18 protein-coding genes and 2 tRNA genes are annotated in these 22,018 nt (G+C 68.9%); 11 read left to right on the top strand and 9 right to left on the bottom strand.

Features of this window, described 5'->3' with window-relative positions:
- Positions 1-90: 90 nt before the first annotated feature.
- Positions 91-1,800 (bottom strand): hypothetical protein, encoded by a 1,710-nt coding sequence (locus ACFPMG_RS32795; RefSeq protein WP_377000056.1) that lies wholly within the window; start codon positions 1,798-1,800, stop codon positions 91-93.
- 292 nt (positions 1,801-2,092) lie between these two features.
- Here ACFPMG_RS32795 and ACFPMG_RS32790 point away from each other — a divergent pair, with 292 nt between their 5' ends.
- The 4 genes from ACFPMG_RS32790 to ACFPMG_RS32775 all read left to right on the top strand — a co-directional run bounded on the left by ACFPMG_RS32790 (position 2,093) and on the right by ACFPMG_RS32775 (position 7,444).
- Positions 2,093-3,256: an ATP phosphoribosyltransferase regulatory subunit gene (locus ACFPMG_RS32790; RefSeq protein WP_377000054.1), complete on the top strand. Its 1,164-nt coding sequence runs from the start codon at positions 2,093-2,095 to the stop codon at positions 3,254-3,256.
- Between the two features lie 88 nt (positions 3,257-3,344).
- Positions 3,345-4,637: an adenylosuccinate synthase gene (locus ACFPMG_RS32785; protein ID WP_094302913.1), complete on the top strand. Its 1,293-nt coding sequence runs from the start codon at positions 3,345-3,347 to the stop codon at positions 4,635-4,637.
- Positions 4,638-4,839: 202 nt separating this feature from the next.
- Positions 4,840-6,882 (top strand): serine/threonine-protein kinase, encoded by a 2,043-nt coding sequence (locus ACFPMG_RS32780; protein ID WP_377000051.1) that lies wholly within the window; start codon positions 4,840-4,842, stop codon positions 6,880-6,882.
- A 34-nt stretch (positions 6,883-6,916) separates the two neighbouring features.
- Complete coding sequence (locus tag ACFPMG_RS32775; RefSeq protein ID WP_377000047.1) at positions 6,917-7,444, top strand: hypothetical protein; 528 nt, start codon at positions 6,917-6,919, stop codon at positions 7,442-7,444.
- A gap of 37 nt (positions 7,445-7,481) precedes the next feature.
- Here ACFPMG_RS32775 and rpoH read toward each other — a convergent pair whose 3' ends face one another.
- Positions 7,482-8,366: an RNA polymerase sigma factor RpoH gene (gene rpoH, locus ACFPMG_RS32770; RefSeq protein WP_137104220.1), complete on the bottom strand. Its 885-nt coding sequence runs from the start codon at positions 8,364-8,366 to the stop codon at positions 7,482-7,484.
- 182 nt (positions 8,367-8,548) lie between these two features.
- Positions 8,549-9,601 carry an RluA family pseudouridine synthase gene (locus tag ACFPMG_RS32765; RefSeq protein ID WP_377000044.1) on the bottom strand — a complete coding sequence of 351 codons (1,053 nt, stop codon included), beginning with the start codon at positions 9,599-9,601 and terminating at the stop codon, positions 8,549-8,551.
- A 46-nt stretch (positions 9,602-9,647) separates the two neighbouring features.
- On the opposite strand from ACFPMG_RS32765, the gene ACFPMG_RS32760 reads away from it, so the two are divergent.
- The 4 genes from ACFPMG_RS32760 (at position 9,648) to ACFPMG_RS32745 (ending at position 11,278) form a co-directional block, all read left to right on the top strand.
- Positions 9,648-9,974, top strand: coding sequence for a hypothetical protein (locus ACFPMG_RS32760; protein WP_183178179.1), 327 nt, complete (start codon positions 9,648-9,650; stop codon positions 9,972-9,974).
- Complete coding sequence (locus tag ACFPMG_RS32755) at positions 9,971-11,020, top strand: threonine aldolase family protein (protein ID WP_377000042.1); 1,050 nt, start codon at positions 9,971-9,973, stop codon at positions 11,018-11,020. The genes ACFPMG_RS32760 and ACFPMG_RS32755 overlap by 4 nt, the downstream gene beginning before the upstream one ends.
- A gap of 68 nt (positions 11,021-11,088) precedes the next feature.
- Positions 11,089-11,164 (top strand) — tRNA-Glu (locus tag ACFPMG_RS32750).
- Between the two features lie 38 nt (positions 11,165-11,202).
- Positions 11,203-11,278, top strand: a tRNA-Glu gene (locus ACFPMG_RS32745).
- A gap of 94 nt (positions 11,279-11,372) precedes the next feature.
- Here the strand turns inward: ACFPMG_RS32745 and ACFPMG_RS32740 are convergent.
- Both ACFPMG_RS32740 and ACFPMG_RS32735 read right to left on the bottom strand, forming a co-directional pair.
- On the bottom strand, positions 11,373-12,131 hold the full coding sequence (locus ACFPMG_RS32740) for a class I SAM-dependent methyltransferase (RefSeq protein ID WP_377000040.1): 759 nt from the start codon (positions 12,129-12,131) through the stop codon (positions 11,373-11,375).
- Between the two features lie 85 nt (positions 12,132-12,216).
- On the bottom strand, positions 12,217-13,365 hold the full coding sequence (locus ACFPMG_RS32735; RefSeq protein ID WP_377000038.1) for a transglycosylase SLT domain-containing protein: 1,149 nt from the start codon (positions 13,363-13,365) through the stop codon (positions 12,217-12,219).
- 510 nt (positions 13,366-13,875) lie between these two features.
- Here ACFPMG_RS32735 and ACFPMG_RS32730 point away from each other — a divergent pair.
- Positions 13,876-14,580 carry a sigma-70 family RNA polymerase sigma factor gene (locus tag ACFPMG_RS32730; protein ID WP_103039986.1) on the top strand — a complete coding sequence of 235 codons (705 nt, stop codon included), beginning with the start codon at positions 13,876-13,878 and terminating at the stop codon, positions 14,578-14,580.
- A gap of 202 nt (positions 14,581-14,782) precedes the next feature.
- Here the strand turns inward: ACFPMG_RS32730 and ACFPMG_RS32725 are convergent, their stop codons facing one another.
- Positions 14,783-14,947: a DUF1328 domain-containing protein gene (locus tag ACFPMG_RS32725; protein ID WP_035674837.1), complete on the bottom strand. Its 165-nt coding sequence runs from the start codon at positions 14,945-14,947 to the stop codon at positions 14,783-14,785.
- Positions 14,948-15,277: 330 nt separating this feature from the next.
- Here ACFPMG_RS32725 and ACFPMG_RS32720 point away from each other — a divergent pair, with 330 nt between their 5' ends.
- Positions 15,278-15,931: a hypothetical protein gene (locus ACFPMG_RS32720; RefSeq protein WP_377000035.1), complete on the top strand. Its 654-nt coding sequence runs from the start codon at positions 15,278-15,280 to the stop codon at positions 15,929-15,931.
- 18 nt (positions 15,932-15,949) lie between these two features.
- On the opposite strand, the gene ACFPMG_RS32715 is transcribed toward ACFPMG_RS32720, so the two are convergent.
- From ACFPMG_RS32715 to tldD, 3 genes are all read right to left on the bottom strand, one after another.
- Positions 15,950-18,025: a YjbH domain-containing protein gene (locus ACFPMG_RS32715; RefSeq protein ID WP_377000033.1), complete on the bottom strand. Its 2,076-nt coding sequence runs from the start codon at positions 18,023-18,025 to the stop codon at positions 15,950-15,952.
- A 207-nt stretch (positions 18,026-18,232) separates the two neighbouring features.
- Positions 18,233-18,757, bottom strand: coding sequence for a glycine cleavage system transcriptional repressor (locus tag ACFPMG_RS32710; protein ID WP_377000031.1), 525 nt, complete (start codon positions 18,755-18,757; stop codon positions 18,233-18,235).
- Between the two features lie 42 nt (positions 18,758-18,799).
- The gene (gene tldD, locus ACFPMG_RS32705; RefSeq protein WP_014240857.1) at positions 18,800-20,233 is read right to left on the bottom strand and encodes a metalloprotease TldD; all 1,434 of its coding nucleotides are present in this window, start codon (positions 20,231-20,233) and stop codon (positions 18,800-18,802) included.
- A 160-nt stretch (positions 20,234-20,393) separates the two neighbouring features.
- Here tldD and ACFPMG_RS32700 point away from each other — a divergent pair, with 160 nt between their 5' ends.
- Positions 20,394-21,764, top strand: coding sequence for a DUF3422 family protein (locus tag ACFPMG_RS32700; protein ID WP_465252041.1), 1,371 nt, complete (start codon positions 20,394-20,396; stop codon positions 21,762-21,764).
- The last annotated feature ends 254 nt before the right edge of the window (positions 21,765-22,018 follow it).

The raw sequence follows: 22,018 nt of genomic DNA, 5'->3' as shown, positions 1-22,018 counted from the left end.
CGACGCCCCGTTCTTCCCCAATGTGATGCGCTGATTATCCAATGAGGCGGGTGCTGTCCATCCGCATCCAAGCGACGGGCCATCGGCGGGTCACACGAAGCCGGCTTCTCCCAACATGCGGTAGAACTCCCGCAGGGCGCGCTGCTGCGCCGCAGCGTCGGTCAGGTCCTCCACATATTTCCGGTCGAACTGCGGTTGGCGGAGATGTTCGACCACGCGGCGCCGGACCATCTCCAGGGCTCGCCGGCTGCGCAGGATTCCCGGCGCGCAGACCTGCAGCAGATGGTTCGCGCGCAGCCGCAGCGCGTCGCCGGGGTCGTCCAGCCGCTCGACCACCCGCTCCTCGGTGATGTAGGCCACCAGAAGCGCGTCGAGATCGCCGGTCAGGCGGGTTCGCGCCTCCTCCGGCAGCGCCGAGTCGGTGGCTTGGCAGTAGAGCAGGGTCAGCGCTTCCAGATTGTCGCGCGGCGGCAGGCGGGGGTGGATGAAGCGGCCATAGCCCGTCGGGTTGCCGGTCAGCGCGTGCAGCAGCCGGGCGATGTCCCCGGCGTGCCCATGGCCGAGGTCGGAGTCGGCCAGCGCGAGCAGGAAGCGCACCCGGTCCCGCGCGTCGGGGATGCGGCCGGCCACCTCCGCGATGGCCTGCTTGCGGCCCGGCGCCCCGCCGCCCTCCAGGAAGCGCAGGTAGCGCAGGACCAGCGCCTCGGCCATCGGGCCGCCCCCGGCCGGCCCGTCGGGGCCGAGCGTGCGCCTCAGGATCTCCTGGAAGGCGTCCATCTCCAGCGACGGGTCGGAGCGGTAGAGCGGCTGCGTGCCCTTCAATTGGCGGCGCACCAGATCCAGGATGACCAGACGCGTCTGGTCCAGGTCGTGGAAGGCGAGAAGCTCGTTCAACTGGACGGCGCGGTCATCCTCCGCCCGCTTGGCCGGGGAGAGGCGGCCCCGCGACAGGTCGATCAGGTTGCACAGCGCCTCCGCCAGACTGCCCTGGACGCCGAGAAGCTCCTGCGCGACGGAGGGGGCGCCCAGAACGTCGGCGATCACGCCGTCGAGCAGCACCAGCGGGCGATCGGCCGCCGCCCCGTCCTCCCGCGCCAATTCGCCCAGGAAATCCAGCTTGGCCAACCAGTTGCGCATTTGCACCAGCTCGCGCGACAGCACGACGCGGGCGAGGAAGTCGCGCTCCTCCGCCGGCAGGCTCGAATCCAGCCGGTCGAACATGGGGCGGAAGCCGGTGGCGGCGATGGCCGGCAGGTCCTTGCGCGCGGCGGCGGCGCGCGCGCGGTCGGTCAGTTCGTGCATCAGCAGAGTCAGCGCATCGCGCCGCCCGCGCCCGTCCGTCCCGGCCTTGTCCGCCTGGAGGACGGCGACCCGCCCGACCGCCGTCGGCACGAGGTTGTCGGTGTTGAGAAGCCGCGCCAGTTCCGCGTGGTTGTGCAGCACCTCGGTGGGGGTGACCACGGCGCGCTCCACGTAACTGCGCAGGACGCGGTTCATCGCCATGCGGCTCTGCACGCCGTAGCAATGGTCGAGCGTGAGGCAGAGCCCCGGCGCCTCGTCGATGGGGGAGGCGGCCACCGTGCGGGAGACCTGACGGAACTCCACATGGACTTCCGTCTCGACATGGCGACCGTCCGGGCGCCGCCAGTCGCGCACCACCCGCATGCCCTCGACCTTGCCGCCGGACAGCGCCTTGCGGCCGAAGACCAGCGCCTCCGCCTCGGTGTCGAAGCGGCCTTCGAGGACCCAGTGGTCCTGCTTGTAGATCTGCACTTCATAGCTGGCGGACGGGCGTGCCATGGCGCCTTTGCCCCGTTGCTGATGGCACGGTTCGTACACAGGATGCCGGAGATTTCGCGTCAAACTCAACAAAGATTCGATTGGAATGCCTTCGTGTCTCGAACCTTCCCAAACGGGCGCCTGTCGTCGGCGCAGGGGAGACGGGCACGGGTCGCGGGGCTTTTCCGTTTGCATGAGGAAGGGGGGTGGGGTATTGACCCGCTCCGTATGCCCGAGCACCGCATGCCCATCGGACTTGCGGGCTCTCGCCATGCCGACGGTTTGCCACCCATTCGACGAGACGACGCAGGCCATGCCCGCTGATTCCCTGAGTTCCGCCCTGTTGCCCGCCGGCCTGCACGATGTGCTGCCGCCCGAAGCGGCGCACGAAGCGGCAGCGGTGGCGCGCCTGCTGGCGGATTTTACCGCCCACGGCTACGAGCGCGTGGAGCCGCCGCTGGTCGAGTTCGAGGACAATCTGCTGTCCGGCTCCGGCGCCGCCATGGCGAAGCAGACCTTCCGGCTGATGGACCCGCTGTCGCAGCGCATGATGGCCGTGCGCGCGGACATCACCCCGCAGATCGTGCGCATCGCCACGACCCGCCTGAAGAACGGCGCCCGCCCGGTGCGGCTGTGCTACGCCGGGCCGGTGCTGCGCGTGAAGGGCTCGCAGCTCCGCCCGGAGCGGCAGATCACCCAGGTCGGCGTCGAGCTGATCGGCCCGCTGGAGGCCGAGGCGGACGCCGAGGTTATCCTGCTCGCCGTCCACGCCCTGGAAGGGGTGGGGGTGCGGCACCTGTCCGTCGATCTCTGCGTTCCGACCATGGTGGCGCGCGTCTGCCGCGGCCTCGGGCTCGGCGAGGAGGAGACCGCCCGCCTGCGCGAGGCGCTGGACAAGAAGGACGCCGCGGCGGTGAGCGCGGTCGGCGGTCCGGCGGCCTCGCTGTTGCAAACGCTGATGGCCGCCTCCGGCCCGGCGGAGCGCGCCATGGAGGTGCTGTCGGCGCTGCCGCTGCCGGAAACGGCGGAGAAGGACCGGCGCCGCCTGACCGACGCCCTGCGCCTGCTGCGCGCCGCGCGCCCCGATCTGACGATCACCGTCGATCTGGTGGAGCACCGCGGCTTCGAATACCAGACCGGCCTCAGCTTCACCCTGTTCGCGCGCGACGTGCGCGGCGAGTTGGGGGCAGGTGGCCGCTACCGTGCCGGGGTGCGTCCGGGCGTGGAGGAGGAGGGCGAGCCGGGGACCGGCTTCACCCTCTACATGGACACGCTCCTGCGCGCCGTTCCGGCGCCGGAGCCGGCCAAGCGCGTTTATGTGCCGCATGGCACCTCCTGGGCCGTGGCGGGCAAGCTGCGCGCCGAGGGCTGGGTCACCGTGGCGGGGCTGGCCCCCGTGGCGGACGCGGCGGCGGAGGCCCGGCGGCTGGATTGCGGCCACCGTCTGGACGGCGGCACGGTCACGCCGCTGATTTGAGACTTCACGAGTGGCGACCCCCGCGCCGCGGGGGCGCCTTTGCATGGGCAACGTTTTCTTTCTGCCTTCTTTTTTTGCGGAGACACACATGGCCAACGTGGCGGTGGTCGGCGCCCAGTGGGGCGACGAGGGCAAGGGCAAGATCGTCGACTGGCTGTCCAGCCGGGCCGACGTGGTGGTGCGCTTCCAGGGCGGTCACAACGCCGGCCACACGCTGGTGATCAACGGCGTGACCTACAAGCTGAGCCTGCTGCCTTCGGGCGTGGTTCGGCCGAACAAGCTGTCGATCATCGGCAACGGCGTCGTCTTCGACCCCTGGGCCTTCATCCGCGAAGTGACGGCGATCAAGAGCCAGGGCGTGGACGTGTCCCCCGCCACGCTCCAGGTCGCCGAGAACGTTCCGCTGATCCTTCCGGTCCACAGCGCGCTCGACAAGGCGCGCGAGGAGGCCCGCGGCGCCGGCAAGATCGGCACGACCGGCCGCGGCATCGGCCCGGCCTATGAGGACAAGGTGGCCCGCCGGGCCATCCGCCTGTGCGACCTCGGCGACGAGGCGGTGCTGAAGGAGAAGGTGGACGCCCTGCTGGCCCACCACAACCTGCTGCTCCGCGGTCTGGGTGCGGCGGAGATGAAGCCGGCGGACCTGCTGGACCCGCTGCGCGAGATCACCCCGCAGGTGCTGCCCTACGCGTCGGTCGTCTGGAAGACGCTGGACGAGCTGCGCCGCGCCGGCAAGCGCATCCTGTTCGAAGGCGCCCAGGGACAGATGCTCGACATCGACCACGGCACCTATCCCTTCGTCACCTCCTCCAACACGGTGGCCGGCAACGCCGCCGCCGGCAGCGGCATGGGCCCGCGCGCCGTCGGCTATGTGCTGGGCATCTGCAAGGCCTACACGACGCGCGTCGGCTCCGGCCCGTTCCCGACCGAGCTGTTCGACGATGTCGGCGAGCTGATCGGCCAGCGCGGCAAGGAGTTCGGCGTGGTCACCGGGCGCAAGCGCCGCTGCGGCTGGTTCGACGCCGTGATGGTCCGCCAGGCGGTGAAGACCGGCGGTATCGACGGCATCGCCATGACCAAGCTGGACGTGCTGGACGGCTTCGACGAGATCAAGGTGTGCGTCGGCTACCGTCTGGACGGGCAGGAACTGGATTACTTCCCGGCCAACGCCGGCGCCCAGGCCCGCGTCGAGCCGATCTACGAGACCTTCGAGGGTTGGAAGGACAGCACCCAGGGCGCCCGCTCCTGGGCGGAGCTGCCGGCCCAGGCGGTGAAGTACGTCCGTCATGTGGAAGAGCTGATCCAGGCCCCGGTGGCCCTGCTGTCCACCAGCCCGGAGCGCGACGACACGATCCTGATGAACGATCCGTTCCAGGATTGATGTTTGTCGGTTGGTTGTATCGGGCCCCCCTCCCGACCTCCCCCCGCTTCGCAGGGGGAGGAGAATAAGCCCTCCCCTGCGGAGCGGGGGAGGGTTGGGTGGGGGCCCGACGCGACCACTTATCCCCGCGTTAACAGTTTGTTTGCCCTTTTCGAGCGACTAAGGCGGGCACACGCTCGCAGGCTCCGGGGATTCGAACGCCATGCCATCCGATGCCATGACCGCAGCCGCCGCGGATCGGATGATGGCGAACGCCGAGCCGGTCAAACTGGCCGAGCGGTACGAGATCCTTCCCAACGCGCCGCTCGCCGCCCTCAACACCATCGGCGGCAACGCCTACACGGCCAAGCCGCTGCGTGACAAGCGCTCCGAAGCCTTCGCCATCATCGGGCACGGCGCCACGCTGGCGCGCACCGACATCGCCGCGACCATCGCCAGCCTCGACAACCAAGCCCATATGCGCCTGCTCGACTGGGGCATGGTGGACTGGCCGGCGAGCCAGGGGCGCCGCCTCTGCATGATCTTCGAGCGTCCGGCGGGCAAGCGGCTGATGAACAGCCTGACCGAGGCCACGGACCCGATCCCTGAAGACCATCTGACCCGCCAGATCATCCACCCGCTGGTCGCGGCCCTGAAGGAGCTGTCGAGCCGCGGCGTGGTCCATGGCGCGATCCGCCCGACCAATCTCTACTACCGCGATCTGGCCTCCAGCAGCCTGATGCTGGGCGAATGCCTGTCCACCCCGCCGGGCTACGGCCAGACGGTTTTGCTGGAGACGGTGGAGCGCGGCATGGCCTCGCCGGCCGGGCGCGGTACCGGCACCATGGCCGACGATCTCTATTCGCTGGGCGTCACGCTGCTGCTCCTGCTGCTGGGACGCAACCCGGTGGGGGCGGCGGAGGACGAGGCAATCCTCCAGGCCAAGATCGAGCGCGGGTCCTACCCGGCGCTGGTCGGCCAGATGCGCCTGCCGCTGGCCATCAGCGAGGTGATCCGCGGCCTGCTGGTGGACGATCCCAAGCAGCGCTGGACGCTCCAGGACCTCGACCTGTGGGTGGCCGGGCGCCGCCTCAGCCCGAAGCAGCCGCAGGTGCCGCGCCGCGCCGCCCGTCCCCTGGAGTTCCAGGGACAGGATTACTGGCATTGCCGGACGTTGGCCCGTGCCTTCGCCCGCCATGTGGCGCCCGCCGCCACGGTCATCGAGGGCGGCGAGCTGGACAAGTGGCTGCGCCGCTCCATGGGCGACGACGCGCGGGCCGAAGCGGTGGCGAACGCGGTGCAGACCGCCTCGACCACCGGCAAGGGCGGCAGCATGGCCGAACGGCTGGTGTCGCGCGTCTGCATGGCGCTGGACCCCGGCGCACCCATCCGCTACCGCGGCAAGGCGATGATGCCCGACGGCATCGGCACCATGCTGGCCGACGCCTTCCTGCGCGGCGAGTCGCCGCAGCCGTCGGCCGAGGTGCTGGCCAATCAGCTGCCCATGTTCTGGGTGAGCGTGCAGAGCGACTTCAAGCCGGAGTTCGTGCCGATGGTGCAGAACTTCGATCAGGTCCGCGGTCTGCTGGACCGCACGGGCCATGGGCTGGGGGTGGAGCGCGTCCTGTACGAGATGAACCCCACCATGCCCTGCATCAGCCCGCTGATCGCCAAGCAGATGCCGACCACCCCGGCGGAGTTGCTGCGCGCGCTCGACTGGATGGGGGCGGGGAGCGAGCGGCACAAGGACCCCATCGACCGCCACATCGCCGCCTTCCTGGCGGTGCGGCACCGGCGGACCGACGAGATGCTCTACACCCAGCTCGGCTCCAGCATCGAGCCGATGCGCCGGGTGATCGCCATGCTGACCATCCTGGCCGACGTGCAGGCGCGCACCGGCACCGACGGTCTGTCGCACCTTGCCGCCTGGGTGGTCTCCCTGCTCGACCCGGCCTTCCGCCGCTTCCACAGCCGGCCGCACCAGGACAACGTGCGCAAGCTGGCCGACTCCGCGGCCCACAACGGGCGCCTCGGCGATCTGCTGAAGATCGTCGACGATCCGGAGGCGCTGCGCCGCGACAAGCTGGAGTTCGAGGCCGCCCAGATCGCCTACCGCGAGGCCGACGCCGAGATCAACAAGCTGCGGCAGAGCATCGGCGACCGGAACAGCATCATCGAATCGTCCGGCCGACAGGTGGCGGCCATCGTATCGAGCCTTCTGTCGACCATTCTGGTCGGCGGCATCATCCTCTTCTTCGCCTTCTGACGGCGGCCTTCAAACCAAGGATCGGGTGGCACCCATGGCGCGCGGCGGCAAGAGCGGCGGAAAGAAGAAGAAGCGCAAGGGCAGCATGCTGACGCTGATCCTGCTGATCATCCCGGCGGGTCTGGTGGTGCTGCCCACCTCGATTCTGTTCGGCATCGGCATGATCCCGACCATCGTCGCCTACGTCACCGATCGCGACCCCGAGAAATCGGCGCCGATCACCGTCGGCGGGCTGAACTTCTGCGGCTGCATGCCCTACGCCATCGAGCTGTGGAAGCACAACCACACCATCGGCGCCGCCGGCAAGATCTTCATGGACCCGCTGGCCTGGCTGATCATGTACGGGTCGGCGGCGATCGGTTGGGCGCTCTATTTCGGGATTCCGCCGATGGTGGCGAATTTCGAGGTGATGCGCGCCGAAAAGCGGGTCAGCGCGTTGAAAGACGTGAAGGTCGGCCTCGTTCAGGAATGGGGTCCGGAGGTCGCCGGCGACCTGTTCGACGAGGCCGGCGGCCTGTCGTCGGACGAGCAGGACCAACTGGCCGAACCCGCGGGGGCCTGAGGAAATTCCCTCTCCACGGAAGGAGAGGGAATCTTGATCACCCAGCCAGCTTCTGCTCCACCGCGGCGTTGCGGATGGCCTTCTGGAGCTTCTCGAAGGCGCGCACCTCGATCTGGCGGACGCGCTCGCGGCTGATGCCGTACTTCTGCGACAGATCCTCCAGCGTGGTCGGGTTGTCGCGCAGGCGGCGCTCCACCAGGATGTCGCGCTCGCGCTCGTTCAGGTTCTCCATGGCGGCGGTCAGCAGCTTGCGCCGCTTGCCCAACTCCTCGTTCTCGGCGAGCGAGATTTCCTGGTTCGCCGTCTCGTCGACCAGCCAGTCCTGCCACTCGCCCTCGCTGTCGGCGCGCAGCGGCGCGTTCAGCGAATGGTCGGGGGCGCCGAGGCGGCGGTTCATGTTGACCACGTCCTGCTCCGGCACGTCGAGGGTCGTGGCGACGTGGCGCACCTGCTCGGGCGACATGTCGCCCTCCTCGATGGCCTGCATCTGGCCCTTCAGGCGGCGCAGGTTGAAGAACAGCTTCTTCTGGGCCGCCGTGGTGCCCATCTTCACCAGCGACCAGCTGTGCAGGATGTATTCCTGGATGGCGGCGCGAATCCACCACATCGCGTAGGTCGCCAGCCGGAAGCCGCGGTCGGGGTCGAACCGCTTCACCGCCTGCATCATGCCCACGTTGCCCTCGGAGATCAGCTCCGACAGCGGGAGGCCGTAGCCGCGGTAGCCCATGGCGATCTTCGCCACGAGACGCAGGTGGCTGGTCACCAGCTTGTGCGCGGCGTCCGAATCCTCAATCTCCTGCCAGCGCTTGGCCAGCATGTACTCCTCCTCCGCCGCGAGCATGGGGAACTTGCGGATTTCCTGGAGGTAGCGCGAGAGGTTGCTTTCGGAACTGATGACCGGAACGCTGGATATCGTCGCCATGTTGGACCCTCTCCGACGGCTGTTCTTCGTGCCTTTGACGGACACACGGCCGTTCACTGTTCTGCGCCGCCTCGCCGTCCGCTTGCCCGTTCGATCCGCCGGGGATGGTCCCGGATGCAAGCGTGAGCGTTGGCGGCTGTTGACGCGAAGAATAACCGACTTCTGCGCGCGGGTATAGTGGATTACAGGGATTCTAAGAAATCTGACAAATCTTTAATATCCGGGGCGAGTGGCGCCTGGAAGCGGACCGTCTCCCCTGTTGCCGGGTGCCGGAAGGTCAATCCCACGGCGTGCAACGCCTGCCGTGGAAAGCCAACAAACCGGTCGCGATGGGGTTCCGGCAGGGCTGAGGCGTGCTTGCCGCCGGCGCGTCCGGCACGCCCCTTGCCATACAGCGGGTCGCCCACGATGGGATGGCCGATGTGCGCCATGTGAACGCGGATCTGGTGGGTGCGCCCGGTCTCCAGCGTGCATTCGACCAGCGCCAGCGCTGTGCCGAAGGAGTGGACGACGCGGTAGCGGGTGGCCGCGTGCTTGCCGCCGCCGGTGACCACGGCCATCTTCTTGCGGTCGCTGCTGCTGCGCCCGATGTTGCCCTCGATCCGCCCCTCGCGGGGGGAGGGGACGCCCCAGACGAGCGCCTGGTAAGTGCGGCTGAGCGTGCGGCCGGAGAACTGCTCCGTCAGCGCGTGGTGCGCGCGGTCGTTCTTGGCGACGACCATGAGGCCGCTGGTGTCCTTGTCGAGCCGGTGGACGATCCCCGGACGCCGCACGCCGCCGATCCCCGACAGGCTGTCGCCGCAATGGGCGAGCAGGGCGTTGACCAGAGTGCCGTCCGGATTGCCGGCGGCGGGGTGGACCACCATGCCCGCGGGCTTGTCGATCACCAACACGTCCTCATCCTCATAGACCACGTCCAGGGGTATGTCCTGGGCCTCGGGCTGTGCAGGTTCAGCTTCGGGGATGAAAACGTCGAAAGTTTGTCCGGGCTTCACCTTCAAGGAGGGGTCCGTGACCGTCCGTCCGCCGCCGTCCTGCACGCAGCCCTTCTCCAGCAGCGCCTGCACGCGCGACCGCGACAGGCCGGGAAGCCCCGTCGCCAGAGCCTTGTCGAGCCGCTGGCCGGCAGCCTCCTCCGGAACGCTCCAGCGCTGCCGCGCCCCTTCGCCGGTTTCGCCGTCCTGCGTTCCGGTGTATTCGTCCTCATCGTCGTCGAATTCGGTGCGTTCGGGCATCGTTCGGCAAAACTCCTCACATTCGCGCGAGAGTGGACCCCAAACCGTGCAGTTCCTCAAGGCACTCGTCGTCATCATGGGCGTGATGATCATCGCCGGCTTCGCGATCCTCGGCGTCGAACTCTATAAGCGCATCAGCGATCCGGAGCGCCGGGCCGCCGCCGAGACCGAGCGGGCCGCTCCCCCCGCGGGCCGGGCGGAGGAGGTCACGCTGGGCCTGCCGGCGGGCGCGCGCCTGGGCGACCCGGTGGCGGTGGGCAACCGCGTCGTCTTCCGCGTCACCATACCGGACGCCGCGGACCGCCTTTATGTGATGGACCCGCGCACCGGCGCCATCGCCGTGACCGTCACCGCCGGAGCGGCCGCGCCATGACCAACACTTTCATCCACGATTTCCGCAGCGACAATGTGGCCGGCGCCGCGCCGGAGGTGGTCAACGCCCTGGCCGCGGCCGCGATCGGGTCCGCCGATCCCTATGGGCAGGACCCGCTGACCGCCAGCGTGACCCGCCGCCTCTCAGCCCTCTTCGAGGCCGAGGTGACGGTGTTCCCGGTCGCCACCGGGACGGCCGCCAACGCGCTGGCCCTGTCGGCCCTGGTCCCGCCCTACGGCGCGGTCTACTGCCACCAGGAAAGCCACATCCACGTCGACGAGTGCGGCGCGCCTGAGATGGCCACCGGCGGGGCCAAGCTGGTACCGCTGGCCGGGGAGGGCGGCAAGCTGACCCCCGCCGCCCTGACCGCGGCGCTGGCCGGGGCGGGCATCGGCGTGGTGCATCGTGTGCAGCCCGCCGCCCTCAGCCTGACCCAGGCGACGGAGGCCGGCACGGTCTACCGTCCGCAGGAGGTGGCGGCCCTGTCCGACGTCGCGCACGCCCACGGCATGGCCGTGCACATGGACGGCGCGCGCTTCGCCAACGCGGTGGCCCGGCTGGGCTGCGCCCCGGCGGAGGTGACCTGGAAGGCCGGGGTGGACGTGCTGTCGCTGGGCGGCACCAAGGGCGGCTGCCTCGCCGCGGAGGCGGTGGTGTTCTTCAACCCGGCGCTGGCCGAGGATTTCGGCTTCCTGCGCAAGCGGGCCGGGCATCTGGTGTCCAAGGGCCGCTTCCTGTCGGCGCAGCTCGACGCCTGGCTGGCCGACGATCTGTGGCTGCGGCTGGCCCGTCACGCCAACGCCATGGCCGACCGTCTGTCGCAGGGCCTCGCCGCGCTGCCGGGGGCTGAGCTGGCTTACCCGGTTGAGGCCAACGAGGTCTTCGTGCGCCTGCCCGCCGCGGTGGCCGACGGGCTGGAGGCGGCGGGCTACCGCTTCTACCGCTGGGAGGGCGATCTGCTGCGTCTGGTCACCGCCTTCGACACGCCGCAGGCCGTCGTGAACTCTTTTCTGAAAATCGCCAAAGATCTGTCAGAAAAGGCTTGATCGGGCAGGGTGGGTTCGCTAAAAACCCGCCACGCCGACGACGCCACGTCGTCAGACGACGAAAGACTGTCCCCTTCGTCTAGAGGCCTAGGACACCGCCCTCTCACGGCGGTAACAGGGGTTCGAATCCCCTAGGGGACGCCACTTTCGTTCGGCTGGCAACCGAGCATCGCCCGATGAAGGTCCCCTTCGTCTAGAGGCCTAGGACACCGCCCTCTCACGGCGGTAACAGGGGTTCGAATCCCCTAGGGGACGCCATCCTTTCCGGCATCAACGATCCACGGCCCGCCCTTCCGGCGGGCCGTCGTCGTTTCGGCCCCGTGCGCCGGCGCCGTTCCGGCGCTCTCTCCCGTCAGGTCTTGCGGATCAGGAAGGACATCGAGTCCGCCGTCTCGTAGAGCGGCACGCCGCAGCGGCAGCGCATCGCCGCGTAGTCGTAATCGCTGCCGCCGCATTTGTAGCAGCGCAGGGGCAACCGGGTGCGCCGGTACAGTTCGATCCCGGCGATGTCCGCGTGCAGCGCCTTCACCTCGTCCGCCGTGAAGAAATCCCTGGAGGCGAGATCCGCCGCCATGGCGTCGCTCAGGGGCATCCCAGTCGTCCGGATGTGCTGGAGGGCGAGGAGGACCTGAAGGCTGGTGGCCGGCGGCCGGGGGTAATCGGAGCAGTAGGCCCGGTAGAGGCTGTGGTCCGGGTGCGAGGTGTGGATGTCCTCCAGGATGTACAGGCCGCCGCTGCGCAGGTGGGGCAGGGACTGGGTCAGGCACCAGGCCTGATGCTGGGGGATGTGGCTGCCGTCCTCGATGATGAGATCGAACCGGATGTTGTTGGCCTGCAGGCTGCGCCCGATGTGCTCGGGATCGTTCTGGTCGAACCGCACATACTGGATGCGGTCGTCCTGCGGCCATTCCGGCTGCGGTTCGAGGATGTCGGCGCCGATGATGAAGGCGTCCGGGAACTGGGAGCGCAGCCAGCGGATCGAATCACCGCGGAACACACCGTACTCCAGGATGATCCGCACCGGACCCAGCGTCTCGAAGGCCTGTCGGTAGGTGTCGATGTACTGGTGCCAGTAATGCTTGTCGGAGTTCGTCCAGTCCGCGCTGCTCATCGGTGGTCCCCGCTGTCGGCGATGCCCGATCATACGGGAAATCGCCGGGCGGGGCCGCCGAATTGAGTGCGGAAGACGGTCGGCGTCAGCGTTTCGAAGTGCCGCCGGAGCGGGAGACGCTCAGTTCGGCGACCTCCTCCTGCTTCGCGGCCGGCAGGCCGGCGGAGCGCACCACGCCGGGATCGTGGGGATGGACCCGGCGCGGGTAGACGCTGTGGACCTTGACCACGTAATCCTGCGTCTCGCGGTAGGGCGGGACGCCCTTGTATTGGAGCACGGCCCCTTCGCCCGCGTTGTAGCCGGCCAGAGCCAGCGTCACGTTGCCGTCGAAATAGGCCAGCAGCCAGCGCAGATACTTCATGCCGCCGCGCAGGTTCTGCTCGGGGTCGAAGGGCTTTGTCACGCCGAAGCGCTCCGCCGTCTCTGGAATGAGCTGCATCAACCCCATGGCGTTCTTTTCCGACACCACATCCACGCGATAGCCGGACTCCACGGCGATCACCGCCAGCACCAGATCCGGGTCGAGCCCGTAGCTGGGGGCCATCTTGGTGACCATGGCGCGGATTTCCTTGGGCGGCATGCGGATCACGCCCCAGCGCACGCTGGGCGGTTCGCAGCGGTCGGGCGCCTTGCCCGCCGCGCCCTTGCTTGTGACGCTGGCTTTGACAATCTGCGCCGCGTCCTGGTTGCCCAGTTGGGCGGCGCGGCGCAGCCAGGAGCGGCCGAGTTCCTCGTCCTTCGACACCGCGCCACGCCCGGCCATGTGCATGCGCCCGGCGCGGTAGGCCGCTTCGGCGTAGTCCTGGCGGGCCGCCCGGCAATAGAGGGAAAGGGCCATCCGCTCGTCCCGGTTCACGCCTTTGCCGACCTCGTAGCGCATGGCCAGCTCGTACTGGGCGCGGGCGCTGCCCTTGCCGGCGAGGGCCTCCAGCGCGCGGATCGTGCGCTCGGTCGAACTTTGGAAGGCCGGTGGCTGGGCCGCCGCCGTCTGGACCGATTTGTCCTGGACCGATTTGTCCTGGACCGATGTGTCCTGGGCCGTGGCCGGCAGCGCCGTCAGAAAGGACGCGATCAGCCCGCCGGCGGCCAGAGCCGCCGCGCTTTTCGCCGTCTTGACGCGCCTTTTGCCGATTGGTGAGGCCGTCCGGTCTTTCGGCGTATGCGGGAAGATTGCTGCGCTAGCGCCAACGTCCGGCTGTCCGCGAAAGATGTAATGCGATATGGTTCCGGCCAACAGAGGAAGCGGAACACAATGAAATAAGACTTCCGCCAAGGGACGGAAACGCCGCCTATACAGAGAAGAAGAACCGCTGTCAGCGGACCTGCGGATTGATGAATGAGCGAATTCATCGTTGGCCATAGACATGGCTGTCCCGCAAAGGAGATTCGAGGTCGGTTGGTGAAAGCCAGCCGGCCTTTTCCTTTTGAGCAAAGTCATGAAGCCTCCCGTATGTCCGGAGACGATACCGCATCCCCGACCGAATGCTACGGGAGCAATCGGACGATTCATGGCATTTAGGGGTAATCTCGCCAAATTGTTAAGGGGCTTAGCCTTTTTCCCAACTGGCAGCCCCTGTGGTGGCCCATTACGTACTGATGGACCGACGATTGTCGTTGGAGAATCCGGTTATGCCCCGTGCGCATTCGGCGCAAGGCGGGGGCCGGAGCGATGGTTCGGGCGTTTTCAGACCCGCCCGGATCGATCGGGACATCTTTCGGTACACAGGGAGGCAGCGTTCCACCGATGGCGAACCACGTCGCGAGTTCCTTGCGCCGTCCGGCAAGCAGCCCCGCGCCGCTTGACCCCGTCGCCCTCAAGCCGGTGATGGGAAGCCGCCGTGCGGACGAGGACGAGTTGAACGTTGCGGTCGAAGCCGAGGATGGCGTCGAAGCCGACGATCCGGCCGTCGAAGACGCGGCGGAAACACCTTCGGCACCGTTGGCGCCCCCCGATCCGGCGATCATCGCGCAGATCGAGGCGGAGATTCCCCGTTTGCGTCGTTTCGCCCGCGCCATGGTCCGGGACGCCACGCTGGCCGACGACCTCGTCCAGGAATGCCTGGAGCGCGCTTTGTCGCGCCTGCATCTCTGGCGGCCCGGCAGCAATCTGCGCGCCTGGCTCTTCACCATCCTGCGCAACCTGCACATCAACGGCATCCGTCGCCGGCAGGCCGTCGTGGACATCGACGGGGAAGGGCAGGCGGCGATCGGCGCCGCCCATGGCGGGCAGTTCGTCCGGCTGGAGTTGCGCGACCTTAAGCGCGCCCTCGGCCTGTTGCCGACCGAGCAGCGGGAGGTGGTCCTGCTGATCGGCCTGGAGGGCATTTCCTACGGCGAGGCCGCCGACATTCTCGGCATCTCCATCGGCACCGTGAAGTCGCGCCTGTCGCGCGGACGGCGCGCCCTGCGCCAGCTCATGGAAGGGCACAGCCCGACCGACGAGGACTGATCCGTCCGAACTCCCTCACCGCTCATGCCGGGCGCACAGAGAAACCGGCAACGCTCCGGATGGGGCGTTGCCGGTCAGGTGCGAGGCTAACATCGAGAGGCTTTCGGGGTACTCGCGAGCCTGGCCTTCCGAAACGGGAACGGCCAAGCAAGGGCGCGCTGCGGGAAACGCCCGCCCGGACGGTTCCGGGCGGGTGCTGGGTCTAGCGGCGCCTGACCAGGCCCAGAATCAAACTCGCTGCGAACAGGATCAGGAAAAGGAAGAACAGGATTTGCGCAATGCCCGAAGAGGCCGACGCAATCCCGCCGAAACCGAGTGCGCCGGCGATCAGCGCGATCACGAAGAAAACAAGTGCCCAATAGAGCATCCTAACCTCCCTCGCTCGGTCCGAAGCGCATTGCAGCTCGTCCGGCGCGCAGTCTGTTGAGTGTCATACTCTGTGAAGAGCGTGTCAGTACTGTGCAGAACACGGCGCCGCTGCGAAAGGTTCCCAGGCCCCGCTCCAGTAAAGAGCTTTTTTTGGGTAGGGTCGGTTCCAAAAGGAGGGGGGTCTTCCCGATACCGCTGGCTTGACCGCAACAACCGCCGATGAGCGCTGTTGTCGGGGTCGCCAGCCTGCTTGGTTCCGGCCGGGCGGGCGAAAAGGCGCAGCACCGCTCCGCCGGTGCGAGACGCCCTGTCGAGAGAAGAGGATGCCATGAACGCCAAACTATCCCTCGCCGTTCTTGCCGCGACCCTGGCGGCCGCTCCTGCTGCGATGGCCCAGACCTATCCGAACAATGAGCCGCAGGTTCCCTACGAGCGTTCCAGCCCGTCGGGCCTGCCGACCAACAGCCCGCAGGTGGAAAGCCTGCCCGGCGAGCGGACCGATCCCTGGAGCAATCAGACCCAGAACCGGATGCCCGACGGCCGCATGCCCGACCGCGTGACCAGCGGCAGCGCCGAATCCACCGTCGGAGCCGGAACCGCGGGCACCTATGGCAGCACCGGCACCTATGGGGCGCCCGGCACCTACGGTTCGACCGGGACCATGAACAACAGCATGCCGAACAGCGGCGCGATGGGGACCACCGGGTCGGCCACCGGCACCATGCCCAACACCATGCAGGGCAACCGGCAGGTCATCATGAACGTCGACCCGAACACCGCCCAGCGCGCCGAGCGCGGCCAGAACCGCAAGGAGCTGATGCAGACCTCGCTGCTGAACTACCTCAGCGCCGCCGGCTTCACCTCCGTCCGTGATTTCCGCAAGCAGGGCGAGAACTACGTGGCTGAGGCCCAGTCGGCCAACGGCACCTGGAGCACCGTGCTTCTCGACACCAACACCGGCACGATCTCCGAAATGCGTTGATCGCCGGTCCGCCGCGGCTCAGTCCATCAGCCGCGGCCATGATCCGGTCAGGCGACCGTAACCCGCCGCGACCGACGCGTCGTACAGGGGCAATGGCTGGCGCAGCCGTTGCCCCGCGTCGCGTCCAAGGGTGCGCACCGCGGTCGCCAACCGCCCGTCCGGCGGCCAGGAGCCGCCGGGGCTGAAAGGCACCGTCAGCGCGATGCCCTGCTCCAACCGCCCGCCGTAGCGGCTCTGCGCGCCCTCCGGACCCTCGGTCCAGGTGATCTGGGCGGACAGGCGGATGCCGCCGTCGAAGGCGCGCATCAATTCGACCGTGCCGCCCCAATCCCCGCCGAGATAGCGGCCCAGCCGCAGCACGCCCGTGGTGGCGGCCCCCGGCGCTTCCCAATAGACGCTGGCGTGTCCGGTGTTCCGTCCGCTTTCCGGGGCAAGGCGCAACGCGTCGTCGGGCGGACGCTTCCAGACGCGGTTGAGGTCGAGCCCGAGCGCCCAGCGCGCCGTCGGAGGGCGGTACAGCGACTCGGCTCCCACACCGCCGAACATCTCCTCGAAATGGCCGATGGACAGGCGCGTGCTCCAGTTCCCGGAGGGGGCGGCCAGCCACGCGGCGTACAGCCGCTCGACCGCGGCGCTCCGGTCGGCGTAGCGCGGCAGGTCGCTGCGCACCGGCTCCGCCGCCGGAATGGCGTTGGTGTCGAGAAGGTGGAGGTTGTGGCTGACGTTCACCCGCAGTCCGCCGCTGAGAACCAGCCCGGGCAGCGGTTCCGCCGTCAGCACCGCGTCGCCATAGGTCCGCTGCACCAGCGGAGCGCTCTGCTCGAACAGGCTGGCTTCCACGGTAGGAACGACGGCCAGGGTCAACCGCGCCGGCCAGTCCGGCGGAGGACCGGCGGAGCGGTCGATGCGGGCTGTCCGCCAGATTTCCTCGGGGCTGCCGCGGTGATCGGCTGCCTGCTCCACGGCGCGGCGCGACAGAGTGACGGCGGTGCCATCCAGCCCGGCAGTGCCGGTGACGACGGTCAGCCATTCGACCTCCGGCGGTGCGCCGTCGGCCAGCAGGCGGGCGGCGCGCCCCACCTCCTGCGCCAGCGGGGCGGTGCCGGCGCCCGCCGGGTCCAGCCACAGGGTGGCGATGTCTTTATCGATCCGCGCGGCGCGGGCGGGCAGCCGGTGTAGCCGGGCCAGAGCTGCGATGTCCGGGGCGGGCAGGGCGGCGTCCGGCGCGGCCGGGCGGGCGCCGACCATGGGCGGCGGCGTGCGCGGGGTGGTGTCGGTGTCCTCCCGCGGGTCGAAGCGGGCGGCGAGGCGCAGCATGGCTCGCGATCCCTGCTCGACCCCGGCGCCCAGTTCCAGCCAGCGCCAGGGCCGATAGGTCAAGCCCGCGTTCAGCGGCAGGCCGGGCCGGAAGGTCGGGTCGTCCTGCTGCTGGGCGCGAAAGCCGTCGGCGCTGTACTCCAGCTTGGCGCTGAGCCCCTCCAGCGGCGTGTGCCATTCGAGCCCGCCGAACAGGGCGGCGCGTTCCCCGGTGAACCATGCCTCGGGCCCGCGGGACGACACCTTCGCCGGGTCGCGGTCACGCTTGAAACGCCCGCCAAGGAAGCGCAGCGGGTTGCGAAAGTGTCCATAATCGCCGAGCCCGCCCCAGCCAATGCCCAGGCTGAGATCCACGTGCCACCAGCGCCGCGAGGCGACCAGATATTCCCCCGCGAAGCGGCCCTTGCCCGGCAGGTCCAACCCGCTGCCGGTGACGTCGCGCCCGCCGACCGCCAGCGCCGGCCACCACGGCCCCTCGTGCACCAGGCGCAGCTTGGCGTCCACCCCTGGCTCGCTGAGGCCGTGCCAGCTTGGGTAAGTGCTGTCGCGGAGGGTAATCTCAAGGCCGGGAAGGAGCTGCGCTCCGGCGAAGACATGCCGATGCAGGCCACCGAGAGCGGTCAACCCCGCGGTGAGGGTGCCGTCCGGCATGCCGCGCGCGGTTGGTGTCTGAAGCAGCCCAACGGCTCCCCAGTCGGACAGGGTCGCCTCAAGCCCCTCCGCCCGAGCGGGCAGGGCGGCAAAGGACAGCGCCAGGACAAGGAGAACGCGATTCACGCCACAGTAGAAATAATCGGGAAGGTTCCCGATCCATGGCATTTTCATGCGTATGAATGCAACCAGAAACCCTCTGCCGCCCCGGAGAGGATGGCCCGAAGGGCCGGGTGAGGGGCCTGCAAGGATTTAGGCGTTGCTTCTTGACGGTACCCTCACCCTCCCACCGCTTCGCGGCGGGCCCCTCCCTCTCCCGGGGCGGGAGAGGGGTCAGAGCGGTTCGGCGGTGCAGGTCAGGCCCATCGTCTCCGCGGTGTTGGCGACCGCGGACAGGCAGGTGCCGGAACGCTCCGGCGGGATCGAGACGGCGAAGCGGATGGTATAGCGCCCGCCTTCCCGCTCCGGCAGGGTCTGGGCGTCGAGGCGGACGATGTTGGCTTCGAACTGGGTGAAAATTTCCGACAGACGGGCGATCAGGCCGGGCTGGTCGCCGCCCGACACCTCCACGCGGTGGGTGATGCGGGCGAGCGGGCCGGGGTTGGGATCGAAGTCGAAGGGCGTGACCTTGATCTGCGCGCCGGCCAGCTCGGGCAGGCTCGCCAGCCCCTCCTGCACCTCTTCGACCGGGACGCCGTCCGGCAGTTCGCAGACCGCCGAGAATTCCGCCCCGGACCCCATCACCGCGAAGGTCGCGTCGCGCAGGTTGGCCCCCAGCCCGAACAGATGGCCGGTGACCGCGGAGACGAGGCCGACGCGGTCGGGGCAGAAGGTCGAAACCAGCGCGAGGGATGACACGGGCGGAACCTCCGATGCAGGAAAGGGAAGCGGTGGCGGCGATCAGGCCGCCGTTCCGCCCACGGTCAGGCCGTCCAGGCGCAGGGTCGGCTGTCCGACGCCCACGGGAACGCCCTGGCCGTCCTTGCCGCAGGTGCCGACGCCGGGGTCGAGCTTGGTGTCGTTGCCGATCATCGACACACGGGTCAGGCTGTCCGGGCCGTTGCCGATCAGGGTGGCGCCCTTCACCGCCGGGCCGAGCTTGCCGTCCTCGATCAGATAGGCCTCGTTGGCGGAGAAGACGAACTTGCCGCTGGTGATGTCCACCTGCCCGCCGCCGAAGTTCTTGGCGTAGAGACCCTTCTTGACCGACTTGATGATCTCCTCAGGCTCATAGGCGCCGGGGCGCATCACGGTGTTGGTCATGCGCGGCATGGGGTGGCAGGCGAAGCTCTGGCGGCGCCCGTTGCCGGTCGGGCGCATCCCCATCAGCCGGGCGTTCATGCGGTCCTGCATGTAGCCGACCAGGATGCCGTCCTCGATCAGCGTGGTGCACTGGCCGGGGGTGCCCTCGTCGTCCACGGTGATCGAGCCGCGGCTGTTCTCGATGGTGCCGTCGTCCACGATGGTGACGCCGGGCGCGGCGATGCGCTGGCCCATCAGCCCGGCGAAGGCCGAGGTCTTCTTGCGGTTGAAGTCGCCCTCCAGCCCGTGGCCGATGGCCTCGTGCAGCAGGATGCCGGGCCAGCCGTTGCCGAGAACGACGGTCATCTCGCCCGCCGGGGCGGGAACGGAGGACAGGTTGACCAGCGCGGAGCGCAGCGCCTCGTCGACGAAGGCCCGCCACGTCTCCGGCTGCATGTAGTGCTCGTAGGTGACGCGCCCGCCGCCGCCGTGGCCGCCCGTCTCCATGCGGTCGCCCTCGGCGACCACGACGGAGACGTTCAGCCGGACCAGCGGGCGCAGGTCGGCGACGCGCACGCCGTCGGCGCGGATGATCTGCACCGCCTGCCACTCGCCGCTGATCGAGCAGGAAACCTGCCGCACCCGCGGGTCCTTGGCGCGGGCGTAAGCATCGATCTCCGCCAGCAGCTTCACCTTCGCCTCGAAGGGAACCAGGGGCAGGGGGTTGTCGGGAATGTAGAGCGCGCGGTTGGTGCCGGCGGGCGGCTCGGCGAAGGTGCCGGCGTGCCCGGCCTGGACGGCGCGCACCGTCGCGGCGGCGCGGCGGATGGCGTCCTCGGACAGGCTGGAGGCGTGGGCGAAGCCGGTCGCCTCGTCGGCGATGGCGCGCAGGCCGAAGCCCTGGGTGGTGTCGAAGCTGGCCGCCTTCAGCTTGCCGTCGTCCCAGCCCAGCGATTCGCTCTGCGAATATTCCAGATACAGTTCGCCGTCGTCCGCCCCCCGCAGCGCGTCGGCCACCACCCCCTCGACACGGGAACGGTCCAGGCCGGCGCGGTTGAAGAACAGATCGTCGGTGACGGCAAGCGCGCTCATGGGGACTCCGGGGTATCGGTCTATCGTAGGACAACGATGCGGCACCGGCGCTCTCGCACCCGCACCCGCGATGTGGTCTAAGATCAGACATATAGTGTGGCGACGGGCGGCCCATCCGGCAAGGCTCGTCGTCCATGGGTGGAAGGGGCTTGGAAGGGGAATGGCCGCGATGACCGACGACGCGCTGGCGATGGGCCGCACCGGCAACGGGGACGCCGGCCGCTCCCTGGCTCACCCCCTGAAGAACCACGCCCTGCGGGTGACCCTGACCAACGAGGTGCACACCCGTCCGCCGGAGGTTCTGTCGACCCCGGTGCGCGCCACCATGCTGGCGATGCTGTCGGGGGAAGGCGCGTCGGAGGCCGACCGGCTGCATCTGGAGAAGCTGTGCGACTGGGCCGGCGTGCCGCGCCCGCCCGCCGGGGCCACCCATTACAGCGGCTCCTTCGGCAGCTTCCGCCTGAAGTGGGAGCGGCACACCGAATTCTCCACCTGGACCATCTTCCGCCCCAACGCCGCCGCCCCGGCGGGTGTGCTGGTCGACCCCTTCCTGGAACCGGCGCTGAACGCGGTGCCCAAGGAATGGCTGGCCGGGCTGCCGGGCGAGCTGATGGTCGGCGTCCATGTCGCCGTGCTCGACGCCGAATCGCCGGAGCCGTCGGCCAACATGCTGGCGGCGATGTTCGGCTCGCCGAGCTACATCGGGACGCGGATCTCCGGGCGGGCGGCGACGGCCTGGACCGACTTCCGCATCCATGGCGACGGCTTCTCGCGCATTTTGATCGCCGACCACGCGATGACCTCCAACCAGGCGGGCCGCGTCGTGCAGCGCCTGCTGGAGATCGAGACCTACCGGGTGATGGCGTTGCTGGCGCTGCCGGTGGCGCGCGGCGTGCTGCCGCGCATCGGCCCGATCGAGGCCGATCTGGCCGACCTGACCACCCGCATCGCCACCCTGCGCGGCCTGGACGACGAGCGGGAGCTGCTCGACCGGCTGACCCTGCTGGCCGCCCAGACCGAGCAGATCGCCGCGGAGACCGCCTACCGCTTCGGCGCCGCGCGGGCCTACTACAACCTTGTGGAAAAGCGCATCGTCGAGCTGCGCGAGATCCGCATCGAGGGGCTGCCTACGGTGGGCGAATTCATGGACCGCCGCCTCGCCCCGGCGATCCGCACCTGCGAGGCGGTGGAATCGCGCCTGCAGGCGCTGTCCCAGCGCGTGGCCCGCGCCAGCGACCTGCTGCGCACCCGCGTCGAGATCGCCGTGGAGGGGCAGAACGCCGAGCTTCTCCTCTCCATGGACAAGCGGGCGCAGCTTCAGCTCCGCCTGCAGGAGACGGTGGAGGGGCTGTCGGTGGTGGCGATCAGCTATTACCTTGTCGGCATCGTCGGCTACGCGGCAAAGGGCGTGAAGGGACTCGGGATGAAGGTCGATCCCGACCTGCTCGTCGGGCTGATGATTCCCATCGTTATCGCCTTTGTCTGGTCCGGCGTGCGCCGAATCCGCAAGGTCATCACCAGCGGCCACTGACGGCCCCGGAGCTTTTCCGTTCTAACACGGTGGTGGGTTACCGCAGCGCAAACGGTGGCCGGATGGCGCCGTCCGCGCAAGGTCGCTTGCGTCCCACACCAAGGACGTGCAAGCCTAAAAACTTGATTTTCCGAGACAATTCGCTATACCATCAAACTGCGACAGCTTGTCGCAGTGCGAAGCCGATACGGAAGCTCAACTTCTGTTCTGATGCGGGCTTGAAACCGGCATTGCGCCTATGTCCTTCGTGTAGG

This window comes from Azospirillum himalayense (genome assembly GCF_042657465.1).
GTDB classification, from domain to species: domain Bacteria; phylum Pseudomonadota; class Alphaproteobacteria; order Azospirillales; family Azospirillaceae; genus Azospirillum; species Azospirillum himalayense.
This window is presented reverse-complemented; position numbering and strand designations above follow the sequence as displayed.